Source organism: Exiguobacterium sp. s121, from assembly GCF_018617245.1.
In the GTDB taxonomy this organism is placed as follows: Bacteria; Bacillota; Bacilli; order Exiguobacteriales; family Exiguobacteriaceae; genus Exiguobacterium; species Exiguobacterium profundum.
On sequence record NZ_JACSJV010000001.1, the window covers coordinates 1596797 to 1613524 of the forward strand.

Genomic DNA, 16728 nt, shown 5'->3' on the forward strand with positions numbered 1-16728 from the left:
TCAATTGTCCCGGCAAGAAGAAGTTCGGATTTCCTACTCCATCGTACCATATTTTCTGTTTTTCTGATAACGTAGAGACAGAAAATGAACAAAGGTGATGAGATCATTGGCTTATGATGGATTAATGACATATCGTGTCGTACAAGAATTACAATCGCTCGTCGGAGGGCGAATCAACAAGGTACATCAACCGTATTCGCTCGATTTGATGCTTCAAATTCGCTCGAATCGTCAGAACGCGCAACTCTTGATATCAGCAAACGCGATGTATGCCCGTCTTCAGTTGACGGATACACCGATTAAAAACCCACAAGAACCGCCGATGTTTTGCATGATGCTCCGCAAACATGTGGAAGGTGGATTCATCACGGCGGTCGAACAAATCGGAAGGGACCGTGTCATCGTCATATCGGTCCGCTCTCGTAACGAGCTCGGCGATGAAGAATCGAAGAAAGTATACATCGAATTGATGGGGCGCCACTCGAACGTCGTCTTGACGACGGAAGAAGGCAAAATATTAGATGCAATCAAGCATCTACCTCCTTCTCAAAACACGTATCGGACCATCATGCCGGGTAGTGACTATCTCCTTCCTCCGGAACAACATAAGTTCGATCCATTGACCGAGATGACAGAAGGATTGAAACGAATCGATTGGAACGCCGGCAAGCTCGATAAACAGATAGTCTCCACGTTCGCCGGTGTCAGTCCGCAAATCGCACAGGAAGTGGTTCATCTCGCAAAAACGCCGAATCGAGATTCCTTACAGCAAGCATTTGAGAACGTCCTTCGTCAACTCGATGGTCCCTACGTTTTCCAACAACTTGCGAATGGTAAAGAACGATTCGCTCCGATTGCATTGACAGCCGGGGACATCGAAACCGAGGAAACGTATGAATCGAGTAAAGAAGTGCTCGACCGTTTCTACTATGAAAAAGCGAACCGTGACCGTGTGAGACAACAAGCGCACGATGTCGAACGTCTCCTTAAATCAGAACTCGAAAAGAATCAATTAAAACAGCGTCGTCTCTTAGACGACATGAAGGCGACGGAGCGGGCGGATGAGTTACAAAAATACGGCGAGCTGTTGACGACGTATCTATTCCAACTCGAGAAAGGGATGCGTGTCGCCGAAGTCGTCGATTATTATGACGAGAACGGTGCAATCCTCTCCATTCCGCTCGACCCACTCAAAACACCGAATGAGAATGCGCAGCAATACTATAAGAAATACAACAAACTAAAAGTAGCCAAAGTCGAAGTGAAGAAACAGATGGAGTTGAACGATGCAGAAATCGAATATTTAGAGACGCTCATCGCCCAACTCGACGTCGCTTCCCCGTCCGATCTTCTTGAGATTCGCGAGGAGCTTGCAGAAGAAGGCTACATCCGTCAAAAACGTCAAAAGAAAAAAGCAAATCCGAAAATTTCGCTTGAAGCGTACACGTCCTCGACCGGAACAGAATTCTTTGTCGGGAAGAACAATACGCAAAACGACCATCTGACGTTCAAGTTCGCACGACGTGATGAGATATGGCTTCATGTCAAAGATATTCCTGGGTCTCACGTGATTATCCGCTCGACGGAACCAGACGAGACGACATTACTAGAAGCCGCATCAGTCGCCGCCTACTTCTCGAAAGCACGCGCATCAAGTGGCGTGCCTGTCGATTACACACGCGCCCGTTTCGTGAAAAAACCGAGCGGTGCGAAACCGGGATTTGTCATCTATACAGATCAACAGACCGTCTACGTGACTCCGGATGAGCAATTGATGAAGTCATTGAAACAATCGTAAACATGAAGACCCGTCATGATCATGGCGGGTCTTCTACGTATAGAGTTCAGATTTTCGGATCATGCTTAAACGCCTCGAGCTGTTCATGATAGTCGAGCAAATGCCCGTGTAAAATTTCTGAAACGGATAAATCTTCATGTGGAAGTTTGAAGAGCGAATAGGGCTTGTCACATGTATAGAGAATGTCGTGATGATGCGCTAGTAAATATAAAAATTCTGACTCAAATGCCTGACGCTCTTCCTCGCTCATCAACAGGAAAGCTTCTCGATGCTCGGCGAGGCTCTCTAGCAACAAGACCAGCTTGTCTTCAAGGTGAATCAACAAACGGTATTGTTTGATCGTCATATATTTCAATTTGACGTTCGTCACTTTCATGTCCTCTTGGAGCATCATATGAAGCTCCTGATGGCCAAGGATGCGGGCTCGCGTTTCTAGCAGCTCTGCCGGGGAACCGACGAGCTCTCGCCAGTGATGGAACAAGTAAGAAGAAGTCTTACGTACCTCGTTCAATAACCGGTCCTCATAACGAGGAGGCATGAACGCGTAATTGACACCGAGTGAAACGAATACACCAACCGCCGTTAATAGAGAACGGGTCCACGCATAATGGAAGAAGTCCGATGTAGGACTTTCGAGCATCATGACGATGGCAAATGCCGCATACGTCGACATGTGGGTTTTATCGAACGTCGTGTTAAGCGTGAGCGAAACGATGACGGCTAATCCAATCGAGAGCGGATTGACACCGAACAAATAGACGATGAAGAGCCCGCACATAAGACCGACGACCGTTCCGAATATGCGACTGAATACGATTTTAGACGATCGCTTGACGGTCGGTTGCATCGCCACAACTGCTGCGATGGCTCCCATCCCTGAATAAATCCCGAAGATATACCACGAGATGGCGACGGTGATGGCGACGGCAATTCCAGTTTTTAACGTACGTAACCCGATTTTCGGGATGTATCGTTGTCCATTCATTTGAGTTCGACCTTTCCTGTCTCAGAAATCAGTTCCACCACCGGTCGATTCGATGTCGACAATTGATACACACCCGGTTCGACTTCTTCGTAACGGTCGCTACTCGAGACTTTTCCGGTCGTCGTCACGTTCACTTGTCCTGTCGCATGTTTCGGCGCGTAACTAAGCGTCCCAGCTTCCGTTTGGATGGTCATCGCTTGATTGACGACAACATCGCTGACGGTCGCATGACGATAAGAGCGAATGTCACCGTTCACAAGTCGTGCCGATTCGATAGTCGTATCGCTTTTCGATTCAATCCGTAGACGATCACTATCAATCTGTTTCAAATTGACGGCATTCACATCCATAACAATCGTCTTCGCATTTAATCCTTGTCCTGTCACCTGCTCCGCTCCCAGATGAACCGATGTCATCGAGCTCGGCAAAGCGACTTTAATTTTATAGCGCGACGGTTCATCGCTCGCTCGACTTCCGAAATAGCTGAACCATCCATATCGCTCGACGACGTAGATGGTATCCCCGACTGACTTGACTTTGATGCGGCGTTCTTTCGAATTAGTCTGCATCACTTCAATCTGTACCTTTTCATTTGGACTACGAACGAATTCCACATTCCCATGGTCTGTTTCGAGTCGCAATTTCTTCATTTGATATCGGTCTTCATACTGGTCTCCTAGCGCTAATAAATGGCTGAACACAAATAAATTCACTAAAAAGAGCGCTGGGATGATTATCAAGACGAGACCGAAGGCGACTTTACGATGTTTTGGAATTGCACGAAATCGTGCGTTCCATGTCTTCTCTTTGCTTCTTGAATACGCCATATGCCTCTCCTTTTCGAATCACTTCCGTTATTTTACCATGAAGTATGACATATGCCGAATCGAAAAAGAATCCGCCCGAAGGTGGATTCTTAAGAGGTGACGAGGTCGCTCCAGGCACGAGGATCTTCTTGCCAGTCGCGAAGCGAATCGAGCTCCGAACGGTTTAGAACGCCCGTACTCTCTGCCACTTCAATCAATTCTGAGAACGTTGTCAACGATGTTGCCGTCAGATCTGCATCGCTTAGATTCTTCTGAAGAACCGGTAATTCGTACGAGAAGATGGCTTGAATCCCAATGACGTCACCACTCGCCTGACGAATCGCCTTCGCCGCATCGATACTCGACATCCCGGTCGACAATAAATCCTCGATGACGAGTACTCGAGCGCCTGCCTCGAGTCTTCCTTCAATTTGATTGCCTTTCCCATGCCCTTTTGCACTCGAACGGACATAAATGAATGGAAGCCCGAGTCGGTCAGCGAGCAATGCCCCGTGAGGGATACCTGCCGTGGCCGTCCCTGCGATCACATCGACATCGGTCGGATTCACTGACTTCACCAATCCATCGACGATGACTTGACGCACTTTCGGATAACTGAGTGTGAGTCGATTGTCGCAGTAGATCGGACTCTTCAATCCGCTCGACCATGTATACGGCTCAGTCGGTGATAGTGTGACGGCTTCAATCTGTAAAAGTGCCTCAGCGATTTGTTTCATTCATTTGTCCCCATTCCTTCATAAATTGGTCGTACATGGCCATCGGATCAGTCGCACGTGTAATCGGTCGGCCGACGACAATTGAGTGAACGCCCGCCAATCTCGCTTCCTGTGGCGTCGCGATACGGACTTGATCATCCTCGGTTGCACCGAGTCGGATGCCAGGTGTGACCGTCATGAACGTGTTCCCTAGTTTTTGATGAATCGCTTTCGCTTCTTGAACGGATGCGACTACTCCGTCAAGTCCTGCCTGCTTCGCAAGTGTCGCTTGTCTGAGAACGGCTAGATCGAGTCGTCCAGCAATCCCGAGCTCTGTCTGCATCATTCGTTCATCTGTCGACGTCAACTGTGTGACCCCGATCAATCGAGTCGTATCGTTTGCCTGACGTAACCCGTCTAACGCATAACGCATCATCTTTTCGCCGCCTAATGTGTGGACATTCGTCACAGCCACCCCGAGCTTTCCGATTTGTCGCATCGTACGGCGTGCCGTCTCCGGGATATCGTGTACTTTCACATCTAGAAAGACCGGATAACCCTCGTCGACCAATTCTTCGACAAAGCGTGCGCCTTCCCGATAAAAGAGTTCCATCCCGACTTTGACAGCCGGTCGGTTTGAAAATCGTTTTAACAAATGAAACGCTTCGTCCCGCGTTTCCACGTCAAGGGCGAGATACAAGTTGCGCATAGGCCTTCCCCCTCACATCCAAAATATGTTCGATTCCGAGTGAATCAAGTCGTGCCGGTAACGCTTCAATGATTTCCTGACAGACGTATGGATTTTCAAAGTTCGCCGTCCCGACGGCAACGGCAGAAGCCCCCGCGTAAATAAACTCGAGCACATCGTCGACCGTCCGAACCCCGCCCATGGCGATGATAGGAATGTCGACCGCTTGTGCGACTTCATACACCATCCGGACCGCTACCGGTTTGATGGCTGGACCGGATAACCCACCGATTTGGTTCGCTAAAATCGGTCGACCTGTCTCGATATTGATTCGCATCCCTACGAGTGTGTTGATCATCGTCAAGCCGTCCGCCCCGGCTGCTTCGACGGCTCGCGCCATGTCGGTGATTGACGTGACGTTCGGAGACAGTTTGACATAGACCGGCTTACTTGAAGCCGCTTTGACGAGTCGTGTAAGTTCTGCGGCCATCACCGGGTCCGTCCCAAACTGCATGCCTCCACATTTCACGTTCGGACACGAGATGTTCAATTCAATGGCTTTAATCGTCGGGTCGGCACTGATTCGACGGGCGACTTCCACGTATTCATCTGGCGTCGAACCGGCAACGTTGGCGATGATTTCCGTGTCGAACGTCGAGAGAAATGGTAACTTTTCTTCGATGATCGCATCGACTCCCGGATTTTGAAGACCGATCGCGTTGAGCATACCCTGTGCCGTTTCGGCAACACGTGGGGTCGGATTACCGAATCTCGACTCCTCCGTCGCTGCCTTGATCATGATCCCTCCCAAAATCGAGAGGTCGTACAACTTCGCGAATTCCTCCCCAAATCCGAAACATCCGGAAGCCGGAATGATTGGATTTTTTAAACGAAGACCTGGTAACTCGACATTCAATCTCATAACAGCACCTCTTCCGCATTGAATACCGGACCGTCACTACAGACTTTCACATAGCCGTCCGGCGCTTGACAGACACAGGCAAAACAAGCACCTATGCCACAACCCATCCGATTCTCGATCGAGAGATATCGTTCAGGAATTGGTGAAGCGGCGACTGCTTTTAACATCGCTTCCGGACCACAACTGAACAACACATCGGCTTGGATGCGTGCGAGGGGGCCAGTGACGAAGCCAAGCTCCCCGTGAGTACCGTCTACTGTCGTGATGATCGTCTCACCAAGTTCACGAAAGGCTTCTTCATAAAAGACGCTTTCTTTTGAATCAAACCCGAGAATTGCAATCGTTTCAATCCCCATCTCATGTAGTCGACGTCTGACGTAGTAAAGCGGTGGGACCCCAATCCCACCTCCGACCAGGACGACTCGCTTTCCATGTTGCGCCAGTGGAAAACCGTTCCCGAGCGGACCAAGGACGTCTAGCGTGTCCCCCACTCGTTTCCCTGCCAGCTCAGTTGTCCCTTCCCCAATCACTTTGTATAAGAAGGTGATTTCGTCCCCCTCGACGTTCGCCACCGATAACGGCCGACGTAACAGACCGGACGTCTTGATGTGAAAGAATGTCCCAGGGGCGACCTCCACCCCAGGGCAACGTACTTTCATTTCCATCGTCGCTTTGGCGATTTGCCGGTTGCTCACAATCGTCACGTCATGTCTCATACCATCACCCCGAACGTTGTGAATGCCGGGATGCTGACCGTCTGGAACGACAGGCTTTCAATGACTTGTAACAAGGCTTCGACCGTATCGAGCGAGGTCAGGCAAAGCGTGCCCTGTTCGGCGGCCGTTCTTCGAATCAAGAACCCGTCTTTCGTGACGAGTGCGTCGCGGCTCGTCGTATTGATGATCAAGTCGACGTCTCCCCGCTCGATCACACTGAGCATCGTCTCACCGTCTTCTTGAATTTTCCCGACTCGACGAACACGCATCTGTTCCACTTCAAGACTATCAGCCGTCCCACTCGTTGCCATGAGGCGGAAACCGAGGCGGTCAAATCGTTTCGCCAAGGCGATGGCCTCGTCTTTGTCATGGTCGGCAATCGTCATGAGCACGTTCCCTTTCAAGGCGATGTTCATCCCTGCTGCAACGAGCCCTTTATAGAGCGCTTTTTCGAGCGTCCGGTCTGTCGCCATGACCTCTCCTGTCGACTTCATCTCGGGACCGAGCGATGGGTCTACCTCTTTCAATTTCGCGAACGAGAAGACCGGTACTTTGACCGAAATACTGTCCGACTCAGGATGAATGCCTGTCCCAAGACCTAGTTCTTTTAAACTCGTCCCAAGAATCGTTTGTGTTGCAATCCGTGCGACCGGTAACCCCGTTACTTTCGAGATGAATGGGACCGTCCGACTCGCACGTGGGTTTACCTCGATCACATACAGGTCATCCGCATAGACAAACTGGATGTTGAGAAGGCCTTTGATGCGGAACGCTTTCGCTAACTTGATTGTATAATCGACGACTTTTTGTTTCAGTTCTTCACTGAGTCGTTGAGGCGGATAGACGGCAATGGAATCGCCTGAGTGTACGCCGGCACGTTCGATATGCTCCATGATCCCTGGGATGTAGACGTCCGTCCCGTCACAGATGGCATCGACTTCAATCTCAATTCCTGTCAAGTAGCGATCGATGAGAACCGGTCGATCTTTCGAGGCGATGACCGCATGTCGCATGTACCGCTCGAGCTCTGACTGTTCATACACGATTTCCATCGCCCGTCCACCGAGGACGTACGATGGTCGAACGAGTACCGGATAGCCGAGCTCATTCGCACATGTGACAGCCTCTTCCACGTTTGTCGCAGTCTTTCCTGGTGGTTGAGCCAATCGTTCCGCTGACAATGTGGCTTCGAACGCCTTTCGGTCTTCGGCACGGTCGATATCTTCCAGCGTCGTCCCAAGAATTTTCACGCCGTTCGCTTCTAACGATGCCGCCAAGTTAATGGCAGTCTGTCCACCGAATTGGACGATGACACCTAGCGGGTTTTCGTTCTCGATGACCTCTAATACGTCTTCTGTCGTCAACGGTTCGAAGTACAATCGATCGGAGATGGAGAAGTCTGTCGAGACCGTTTCTGGGTTGTTGTTGATGATGATGGCTTCATATCCTGCATCTCGAATCGTTTCGATTGAGTGAACGGTCGCATAGTCGAACTCGACACCTTGTCCGATTCGAATCGGACCTGATCCAAGGACGAGGATGGACTCCCGGTCTGTCTTCACCGCTTCGTTCTCCACTTCATATGTCCCATAAAAGTATGGTGTCTCAGAAGCAAACTCGGCCGCACACGTATCGACCATCTTATAGACGGGACGAATGCTCCATTCTTTCCGTTTCGTGCGAACCGCTTCTGTATCCATCGACAGCATACGGGCGATTGCCACATCACTGAACCCTAGACGTTTCACATCCAGTAGACGTTCTGACGTCAACGGCTCCTTGATCAGTTGTTGCTCTGCCTGCCAGATCCGGTTCAATTTCTGTAAGTAGAATCGATCGATTTTTGTCAGTTGGTGTAGCGTTTCTACCGTGTATCCGCGACGAAGGGCCTCATAGACGATGAACAAACGCTCGTCTGTCGGATGAATGAGTCCATTCTCGAGCTGTTCTGTGTCTAGTGCTTGAAGTTGTGGAAGGTGGAGTTCTTCCATACCCAGTTCAAGCGAGCGAACCGCTTTTAGCAGAGCCTCTTCTAAATTCCGACCGATGGCCATGACCTCACCCGTTGCCTTCATTTGTGTGCCTAAGCGGCGATCCGCGGACTCAAACTTATCGAAGGCGAAGCGTGGGATTTTAGCGACGACGTAATCGAGCGCCGGTTCGAACGAGGCGTAGCTCGTCTCTGTGACCGGGTTTTTTAGTTCTGACAACTTGTAACCGACAGCGACTTTCGCAGCAAGCTTGGCAATCGGATAGCCTGTCGCTTTTGATGCGAGCGCTGAGCTCCGTGAAACACGTGGATTCACTTCGATGACATAGTACGTGAAACTGTCTGGGTCGAGTGCGAATTGGATGTTACACCCACCCTCAATACCGAGTGCCCGAATGATATCGAGCGAGACGCTGCGTAACATCTGATAATCCCGATCTGATAGCGTCTGCGTAGGGGCGAATACGATCGAGTCACCGGTGTGGACTCCAACCGGGTCAAAGTTTTCCATCGCACAGACGATGATGGCTTGGTCACTCGAGTCACGCATGACCTCGAACTCGACTTCTTTCATCCCGGCAATCGATTTCTCCAACAAGACTTGCGTAACAGGACTCGCCTTTAATCCAGATTCAACGATTTGCTCGAACGATTCCCGGTCATGGGCAATCCCGCCACCAGTTCCCCCGAGCGTGTACGCAGGTCGGATGATGATCGGGTATCCGATCCGTTCCGCAAATCCCCAGGCAGACTCGAGCGTATGGACAATCTCACTTTCAGGTACACCGTGACCGAGTTCGAACATCAAGTTACGGAACTGTTCCCGGTCCTCCGCCTGAACGATCGCAGACAATTTTGTTCCAAGAAGTTCCACGCCACAATCCCGCAAGACGCCCCGTTTGTCGAGTTCAAAAGCCAAGTTCAAACCCGTCTGCCCGCCAAGCGTGGCAAGGAGTGCATCCGGACGTTCCTGCCGGATGATTCGCTCGACGAATTCTGGTTCGAGCGGTTCGATATAGACACGGTCCGCCGTCGTCGGATCTGTCATGATGGTGGCCGGATTCGAGTTGACGAGGATGACTTCGTAGCCTTCTTCTTTCAAGGCAAGACATGCCTGTGTACCAGCATAATCAAACTCCGCTGCTTGTCCGATTACAATCGGTCCTGATCCAATTACGAGGATTTTCTGAATATCTGGTCGTTTTGGCATGTCAAATTCCCACTTTCTGTTTGTTTTCTTGTACGAGTTGCATGAATCGGTCAAATAAGTCGTTGGCGTCGAACGGTCCCGGTGCTGCCTCCGGATGATACTGTACCGAGAAGGTCGGGTGATGGAGATGTCTTACCCCTTCGATCGTTCCGTCATTGACCGCACGGTGTGTGACGATGAGCGGTGTATCGAGCAGTGACGTTTCCTCAACCGCATATCCATGGTTTTGAGAGGTGATGGTCACGGCACCGGTCTCAAGCTCGAGCACCGGATGATTCGCGCCACGATGTCCGAACGGAAGCTTGAATGTGTTCGCACCGTTTGCGAGAGCAATCAGTTGGTGACCGAGACAAATCCCGAACATCGGTGTCGTCGGCATCAGTTGCTCGATGAGCGGCAGTGCCGTCGGAACGTCTTTAGGATCTCCTGGTCCATTTGACAACATGATGCCGTCCGGCTCATACCGTAATACGTCCTCTGCCGTCACATCGTGCGGGAAGACGATGACCTCACAATCTCGTTTCATCAACTCGCGCATGATTCCAAGCTTCGCCCCGAAGTCGATCAAAGCAATGCGAGGGCCAGCTCCCGTACTCACATATGTCCGCTTCGTCGATACGCGTGCGACTTGATCGTTCGGCGATTCTTCATCAAAACGGGTTCGTACCTCGTCCCACGTCAACTCTCCATCGATGAGGACACCGCGCATGACCCCTTTCGCTCGTAAATGACGTGTCAACATCCGTGTATCGATATCCGAAAGTCCCGGAATGCCGAAGCGGGTGAGTGTCGCATCGAGTGTCGCCGTTGAACGGAAGTTCGATGGCGTATCGCATGCTTCTTTCACGATTAACGCTTTTGCCATCGGAATCGTCGTTTCAAAATCCTCACGATTGACACCATAGTTCCCAATCAATGGGTTCGTCAGTACAATCATTTGGTCGCAGTATGATGGATCTGATAAGATTTCTTGGTATCCTGTCATACCTGTCTGGAAAACGACTTCTCCCATCGTATCAGCCGGTGCCCCGAATCCTTTACCGACAAAATTCATTCCATCCTCAAGCCATAATGTTCGTTTCATCAAATCGCCCCTTATATACAATTTCACCGCCGACCATCGTCATGACCGGCCATCCAACAAGCTTTTTCCCTGCGAACGGTGTATTCTTTCCTTTTGAGTAAAATGTCGTAGGAACGACCGTGCGAGACGTTTCCGTATCGATGAGAATCAGGTCCGCATCCACCCCAACTTTCAATTCTCCTCTCGATAAACCGAATACGTCACTCGGACGTTTCGTCATCCAGTCGAGCAACTGATGCTCCTCCATGACGCCCGTTTTTACAAACGTCGTGTACAGAAGTGGAAAGGCAGTCTCGAAGCCGGTAATTCCAAACGGAGCCCGCTCTATCCCTTGTGCTTTTTCTTCTACTGTATGGGGGGCATGGTCCGTTGCGATCATATCGATCGTCCCGTCAAACAATCCCTCAAGGAGGGCCTGTCGATCATCCTCGCTTCGGAGCGGTGGGTTCATCTTGAAGTTTGCATCGAGCCCAGGGATATCGTCCTCGCTCAAGACGAGATGATGCGGCGTCACTTCTGCGGTCACGTGGATGCCGGCTCGTTTCGCATCCCGAATGACACGAACCGATTGGCGGGATGAGACGTGACAGACATGATAATGACACCCTGTCTCTTCAGCAATCAAAACGTCGCGAGCGATATGGATGCTCTCCGCAAGGCTCGGAATTCCTTGAATGCCATGCGCCTCACTGAATTTGCCCTCGTGGACCGACCCGGCCTTTAACGTATTGTCCTCACAGTGGGCGACGACCGCTTTGTTCAATCGTTTCGCTTCACGCATGGCTTGTCGCATCATCGCCGCCGATTGGACACCGACCCCATCATCCGTGAAGGCGAAGGCATCTGCGAGCGATTCCATGTCGACCTGTTCTTCCCCGAGCTGTCGTTTCGTGATGGCGGCGTAAGGTAACACACGTACGACCGCATCTTGTTCGATTTTTTGAAGGAGGACGTCCATTGTTTCGCGATTGTCAGGAACCGGTCTCGTGTTCGGCATCGAGCAGATAGTCGTAAATCCTCCTGCCGCTGCCGCCATCGTCCCCGTCTGAATCGTCTCTTTCGCCTCGCCCCCTGGTTCACGCAAGTGGACGTGGACATCGACGAGTCCTGGTGCGAGCAGATAGCCTGATGCATCGAGGACTTCTTGTCCCTCGGTCTCCCCTTTATAGTCGAGTGATTTTATCTTTCCGTCTTTCACTTGAATGGATGTCGTACGCTTCGTTCCCTTGTCATACCATGTCGCGTTTTGAAGTATCATTGTTGTCCTCCTAATGCTCGATTTAAGATGCTCATCCGGGCATACACCCCATTCTTCATTTGCGGGAAGATGCGTGACCGTTCATGCTCGATCAGACTTCCCGCAATCTCCACATCCCGATTGACCGGAGCCGGGTGCATGATGATGGCGCCTGCCTTCATTCGCTCGACGCGTTCGACCGTCAAACCGAACTGTGTGTGATACTCTTCTTTCGAGAAGACGTCTCCCATGATATGGCGCTCGTGTTGTACACGGAGCAACATGATGACGTCACATTCGCCTATGATGTCATCGAGTTCTTTTCGCTCTAGCCCCATCGAATCGTCCCACCAAGAGGCAGGACTACAACCGACCACGTTTGCTCCGAGGCGCTTCAAGACGCTTGCGTTTGAGCGAGCGACCCGACTATGGACGAGGTCACCACAGATGGCGACGTTCAATCCTTGGAACGTTCCGAACTCTTCAAAGATGGTAACGAGGTCGAGCAACGATTGAGATGGATGTTCCCCGCTCCCGTCCCCTCCGTTCAACACCGGGATATTCAACTTTTCGATGAGTTCGTGATAATAGCCCGCTTCCGGATGTCGAATGACGAGTGCATCCACACCGATGGCTTCGAGCGTTTTACACGTATCGTAGAGCGTCTCGCCTTTCGTGACCGATGACGTCGTCACATCGAACGGAATCTCCTGCATGTTCAAGTGGCGTTCGGCCATTTGAAACGAGTTTTTCGTACGTGTCGAGTTTTCAAAGAACAGGTTCGCTACGGTCTTCCCGTCAAACAGTGGAGGAAGATCACCTTGCTTGTAGCGCAATGATTCTTCAATCATGCCCATGATCTCTTCAAGGGAAAGTGTGTCCAAACTGACGAAGTGTTTGACCGGTTTCACGTTTGTTTGCATCGTATTCATGTTCGTCTCCTCCTTTTATTAGAGGCAAAGAGAAAAGGCGTCTCTTCACCGATGTGAAGGGACGCCTTTATCTGGGCAGGGTACACCCAAATAAACGAGCCTTCACTTTGCCGACCTCACGGGATCGAATTAAAAGTTACTTGCTTGTTTCGTTTCTTCAGTTGTGTTGACTTCGACTGCTGTGTCGTCTTCTTCATGCGGTAAGATGGCGTTCAACAAAATGCCGACGACCGTCGCGAGTGCCATGCCTTGTACCGGGAAGCTCCCGATTTGAACCATCGCACCTCCGAGTCCGATGACGAGGATGACCGACGAGATGATCAAGTTGCGTTTTTCTGCCAAGTCGACTTTGCTCTCCACCATCGTCCGTAATCCGTTCGAGGCGATGACACCGAACAAGAGGATCGAGATTCCACCTTTGACCGGGTTCGGGATGGTCGAGATGAACGCTTCGATATGACCGAGGAATCCGAAGCTGATGGCCATGAGTGCTGCGCCAGCGATGACGTAGACACTGTAGACTCGTGTGATGGCCATGACGCCGTTGTTCTCACCGTAAGTCGTACATGGTGGTCCACCGAGTGCAGAGGCGACGGCTTTTCCCACTCCGTCTCCGAGTAGCGTGCGATGGAGACCTGGATCTTTCATCGTTTCTCGTCCGATAATTTTTGACGTGACCATCTGATCTCCGATGTGCTCCGTCATCGTGACGAGTGCGACCGGAACGATGGCGAGAAGGGCACCGACTTGCCACATCGGCATGTAGTCGACGAACACCATCGTGAAGTCAGGAAGTTGGAACAGGCTGGCTTGTTGAATCGGCGAATAATCGATGATGCCGAATGCCGCTGCGACTGCGTATCCTCCCACGATCCCAAAGAGGATTGGGACCGCTCCCCAGACACCTTTCAGTTTCGTCATGGCAAGCATCGTGATTCCAAGTGTAAGCAGGGCAATCGTCATGAACGTCCCGTTATAGGCACCATCTTGATTCATCGACATGTCGATGGCGACCGGTGCGAGCGAGAGTCCGATGACCATGATGACCGGTCCAACGACGACCGGTGGGAGCAGTCGGAGCAACCAGTTGACGCCTGTCTTATAGATGATCAAGGAGACGACACCGTACACAGACCCGGCGACGATTCCGCCGAAGAGTGCGGCTTCGACACCCCATTGCTGGCTGACCGCTATGATCGGGGCGATGTAGGCAAAACTTGAACCTAAGTATGTTGGGACTTTGAAGCGGGTAATCGCTAAGAATGAGAGCGTGGCCACACCGGAAGCGACGAGGGCGACCGATGTATTTAATCCTGTCAAAATCGGGACTAAAATCGTCGCTCCGAACATGGCGAAGACGTGTTGAAGGCTGAATAATAGCCATTGTGGAAAGTGAGCTGGACGCTCGTGGATGTGTAGAACAGGTTGTTTCATATTGAATTCTCCTTCCTGGCCTCTCTGGACCACCTTAAAGGTATGAGTTTATTGCTGATGGATCGTGACTTCATCCGCCGTGTCGACTTCACTGAGTCTCACAACGACTTGCTCGGACTTGGACGTCGGAACGTTCTTTCCGATAAAATCTGGTCGAATCGGGAGTTCCCGATGGCCTCGGTCAATCAAGACAGCAAGTTGGATGTAATCCGGACGACCATGGTCGACAAGCGCGTCCATTGCGGCACGAACTGTACGACCTGTGTAAAGGACATCATCGACGAGGACGACGGTCTTTCCATTGATATCATGGGGTAGTTCCGTCGCTTTGACTTCAGGGTCTAACGACTTCTTCGATAGATCGTCGCGATACAAGGTGATGTCGAGATTGCCGAGTGCGACCGGCTTGCCTTCAATCTCCTCGATTCGGCGAGCGAGTCGGTCAGCGAGCGTCTCACCTCTCGTCTTGATTCCGACGAGGACGACGTCATCGATTCCTTTGTTTCGCTCGATAATTTCGTGTGCGATTCGGGTCAAAGCACGACGGATTGCTGACTCATCTAAAATGACTGATTGTTTCACGTGATTCCTCCTTCCAAGCTTCACTAAAAAAGAAGACTCCCTCATCCGGCTGGAAAGGGAGTCTTCATCAAAAACGGCATACGAATGCCGGGGTTGAATTGACGTACATGTGACCGCGGTCACAATCCTTTCACAGCCTCTCTGGACTGGGTTTAAAGGTGTTATGCTTCCTAGACTATAAATCGGAACGTGACAGAAGTCAACGAGTTTTCTCGATTTTATCTAATTTTGCGAGTTCCGCATTAAAGTCTTCTGGTAATGGTGCCTCAAACTCCATCCATTCTTTCGTACGTGGATGGTGGAATCCGAGTGTTGCCGCATGGAGCGCTTGACCGCCCAAATCAATCGTGCGGCGTGGACCATATTTCGGGTCACCGGCGAGCGGATGACCGATATAACGCATATGAACGCGAATCTGATGCGTGCGTCCAGTCTCTAATTTACACTCCACGAGCGTGAAGTCTTTATAACGTTCGAGTAAACGGAAGTGCGTCACGGCTTCTTTTGCGTTCCGGTCCGTCACGGTCATTCGCTGACGATCATTCGTATCGCGACCAATCGGTGCTTCAATCGTTCCAAGTTCGTGGACGAGTTCGCCATGGACGAGCGCGATATACTCGCGTTTGATGGTCTTGTCCTTCAACTGGCTCGCCAGCGATTCATGGGCCAAGTCATTTTTGGCGACCATGAGAAGACCCGTCGTGTCCTTATCAATCCGATGGACGATTCCTGGACGTTTGACACCGTTGATACCCGAGAGGTCATCACAATGATAAAGTAGCGCATTGACGAGCGTCCCTGACGTGTGTCCAGCTGCAGGGTGAACGACCATCCCGCGTGCCTTGTTGACGACGATGACGTCCTCGTCTTCAAAGACGATCTCGAGCGGGATGTCTTCAGGCAACACTTCGAGTTCGACCGCTTCCGGCACGTTCACTTCCACTTCATCCCCCACTTGAAGCTTGTAGTTCGCTTTCACGGCACTACCGTTGACGAGGAGGGCTCCCGTCTTGATCCATTCCTGTACTTGAGAGCGTGACCATTCACCACGGTCACTGACCCACTTATCAATCCTTGCCTTTTCATCGGCGACAAAAGTATACGATTCCATTACGATTGTCCCCTTTCTTTGTGTAATTTTTCTTCAAATAAAATCCCGATGACCATCAAGATGACACCAAACGTGAGTGCCATATCAGCCACGTTAAAAATCGGGAAGTTGTATCCGAACGGATACGTATCGACAAAGTCGACGACTTCGCCACGGAACAAACGATCAATAAAGTTACCGATGGCACCGGCCAACAGTAATCCGACACTATATCCGATGAGTTGATAGCCGTTCACCTCTTTGTGCAAGAAGTAAACGAGTCCGGCAACGACAAGTATGGTGATGATAAAGAAGAACGCCATCTGTCCTTCTAACATCCCCCAAGCCGCTCCTTTATTGCGGTAGGACGTCCAGTATAACAAGTTCGGGATGACTTCAATCGATTGACCAATTGTCATCGTTTGAACGACTACCCATTTTGTGAGTTGATCGATCAAAATCAAGATGAGCGCCAATCCATAATATCGTTTCATATGCGTCTCCTTTCAAGCCGTTAAGAAACCGGAGTGGGGACGCC

Annotated in this window: 15 protein-coding genes; 1 reads left to right on the plus strand and 14 read right to left on the minus strand. The window is 50.9% G+C overall.

All coding sequences use genetic code 11. The annotated features are described in order from the left end of the window. Positions 1 to 106 precede the first annotated feature (106 nt). Positions 107 to 1798 (plus strand): Rqc2 family fibronectin-binding protein, encoded by a 1692-nt coding sequence (locus tag KOG47_RS08230; RefSeq protein WP_215244057.1) that lies wholly within the window; start codon positions 107 to 109, stop codon positions 1796 to 1798. 46 nt (positions 1799 to 1844) lie between these two features. Here the strand turns inward: KOG47_RS08230 and KOG47_RS08235 are convergent, their stop codons facing one another. The 14 genes from KOG47_RS08235 to lspA all read right to left on the minus strand — a co-directional run bounded on the left by KOG47_RS08235 (position 1845) and on the right by lspA (position 16684). Then, positions 1845 to 2783, minus strand: a complete 939-nt coding sequence (locus tag KOG47_RS08235) for an FUSC family protein (protein WP_074037299.1) — start codon at positions 2781 to 2783, stop codon at positions 1845 to 1847. Further along, positions 2780 to 3610, minus strand: a complete 831-nt coding sequence (locus KOG47_RS08240; protein WP_074037301.1) for a hypothetical protein — start codon at positions 3608 to 3610, stop codon at positions 2780 to 2782. The genes KOG47_RS08235 and KOG47_RS08240 overlap by 4 nt, the downstream gene beginning before the upstream one ends. An 89-nt stretch (positions 3611 to 3699) precedes the next feature. After that, positions 3700 to 4326, minus strand: a complete 627-nt coding sequence (gene pyrE, locus KOG47_RS08245) for an orotate phosphoribosyltransferase (RefSeq protein WP_215244058.1) — start codon at positions 4324 to 4326, stop codon at positions 3700 to 3702. Then, positions 4310 to 5014 carry an orotidine-5'-phosphate decarboxylase gene (pyrF, locus tag KOG47_RS08250; protein WP_215244059.1) on the minus strand — a complete coding sequence of 235 codons (705 nt, stop codon included), beginning with the start codon at positions 5012 to 5014 and terminating at the stop codon, positions 4310 to 4312. The genes pyrE and pyrF overlap by 17 nt, the downstream gene beginning before the upstream one ends. Next, positions 4989 to 5915 carry a dihydroorotate dehydrogenase gene (locus tag KOG47_RS08255; protein ID WP_214691076.1) on the minus strand — a complete coding sequence of 309 codons (927 nt, stop codon included), beginning with the start codon at positions 5913 to 5915 and terminating at the stop codon, positions 4989 to 4991. The genes pyrF and KOG47_RS08255 overlap by 26 nt, the downstream gene beginning before the upstream one ends. Then, entirely contained in the window at positions 5912 to 6631 is a 720-nt protein-coding gene (locus KOG47_RS08260) for a dihydroorotate dehydrogenase electron transfer subunit (protein WP_215244060.1), read from the minus strand. Before KOG47_RS08260 ends, KOG47_RS08255 begins: the two co-directional genes overlap by 4 nt. Continuing rightward, the gene (gene carB, locus KOG47_RS08265; RefSeq protein WP_159562063.1) at positions 6628 to 9831 is read right to left on the minus strand and encodes a carbamoyl-phosphate synthase large subunit; all 3204 of its coding nucleotides are present in this window, start codon (positions 9829 to 9831) and stop codon (positions 6628 to 6630) included. Before carB ends, KOG47_RS08260 begins: the two co-directional genes overlap by 4 nt. A gap of 1 nt (position 9832) precedes the next feature. Then, entirely contained in the window at positions 9833 to 10915 is a 1083-nt protein-coding gene (locus tag KOG47_RS08270; protein WP_215244061.1) for a carbamoyl phosphate synthase small subunit, read from the minus strand. Then, a complete protein-coding gene (locus tag KOG47_RS08275; RefSeq protein ID WP_215244062.1) occupies positions 10893 to 12173 on the minus strand; it encodes a dihydroorotase in 1281 nt (426 codons plus the stop codon). The genes KOG47_RS08270 and KOG47_RS08275 overlap by 23 nt, the downstream gene beginning before the upstream one ends. Beyond that, entirely contained in the window at positions 12170 to 13084 is a 915-nt protein-coding gene (locus tag KOG47_RS08280) for an aspartate carbamoyltransferase catalytic subunit (protein ID WP_084543094.1), read from the minus strand. The genes KOG47_RS08275 and KOG47_RS08280 overlap by 4 nt, the downstream gene beginning before the upstream one ends. A 129-nt stretch (positions 13085 to 13213) precedes the next feature. Next, positions 13214 to 14518, minus strand: coding sequence for a uracil-xanthine permease family protein (locus KOG47_RS08285; RefSeq protein WP_015881324.1), 1305 nt, complete (start codon positions 14516 to 14518; stop codon positions 13214 to 13216). A gap of 48 nt (positions 14519 to 14566) precedes the next feature. Next, entirely contained in the window at positions 14567 to 15100 is a 534-nt protein-coding gene (pyrR, locus tag KOG47_RS08290) for a bifunctional pyr operon transcriptional regulator/uracil phosphoribosyltransferase PyrR (RefSeq protein WP_015881323.1), read from the minus strand. 199 nt (positions 15101 to 15299) lie between these two features. Beyond that, positions 15300 to 16211 (minus strand): RluA family pseudouridine synthase, encoded by a 912-nt coding sequence (locus KOG47_RS08295; RefSeq protein WP_015881322.1) that lies wholly within the window; start codon positions 16209 to 16211, stop codon positions 15300 to 15302. Further along, positions 16211 to 16684 carry a signal peptidase II gene (gene lspA / locus KOG47_RS08300; RefSeq protein ID WP_214684520.1) on the minus strand — a complete coding sequence of 158 codons (474 nt, stop codon included), beginning with the start codon at positions 16682 to 16684 and terminating at the stop codon, positions 16211 to 16213. Before lspA ends, KOG47_RS08295 begins: the two co-directional genes overlap by 1 nt. Positions 16685 to 16728: the final 44 nt, after the last annotated feature.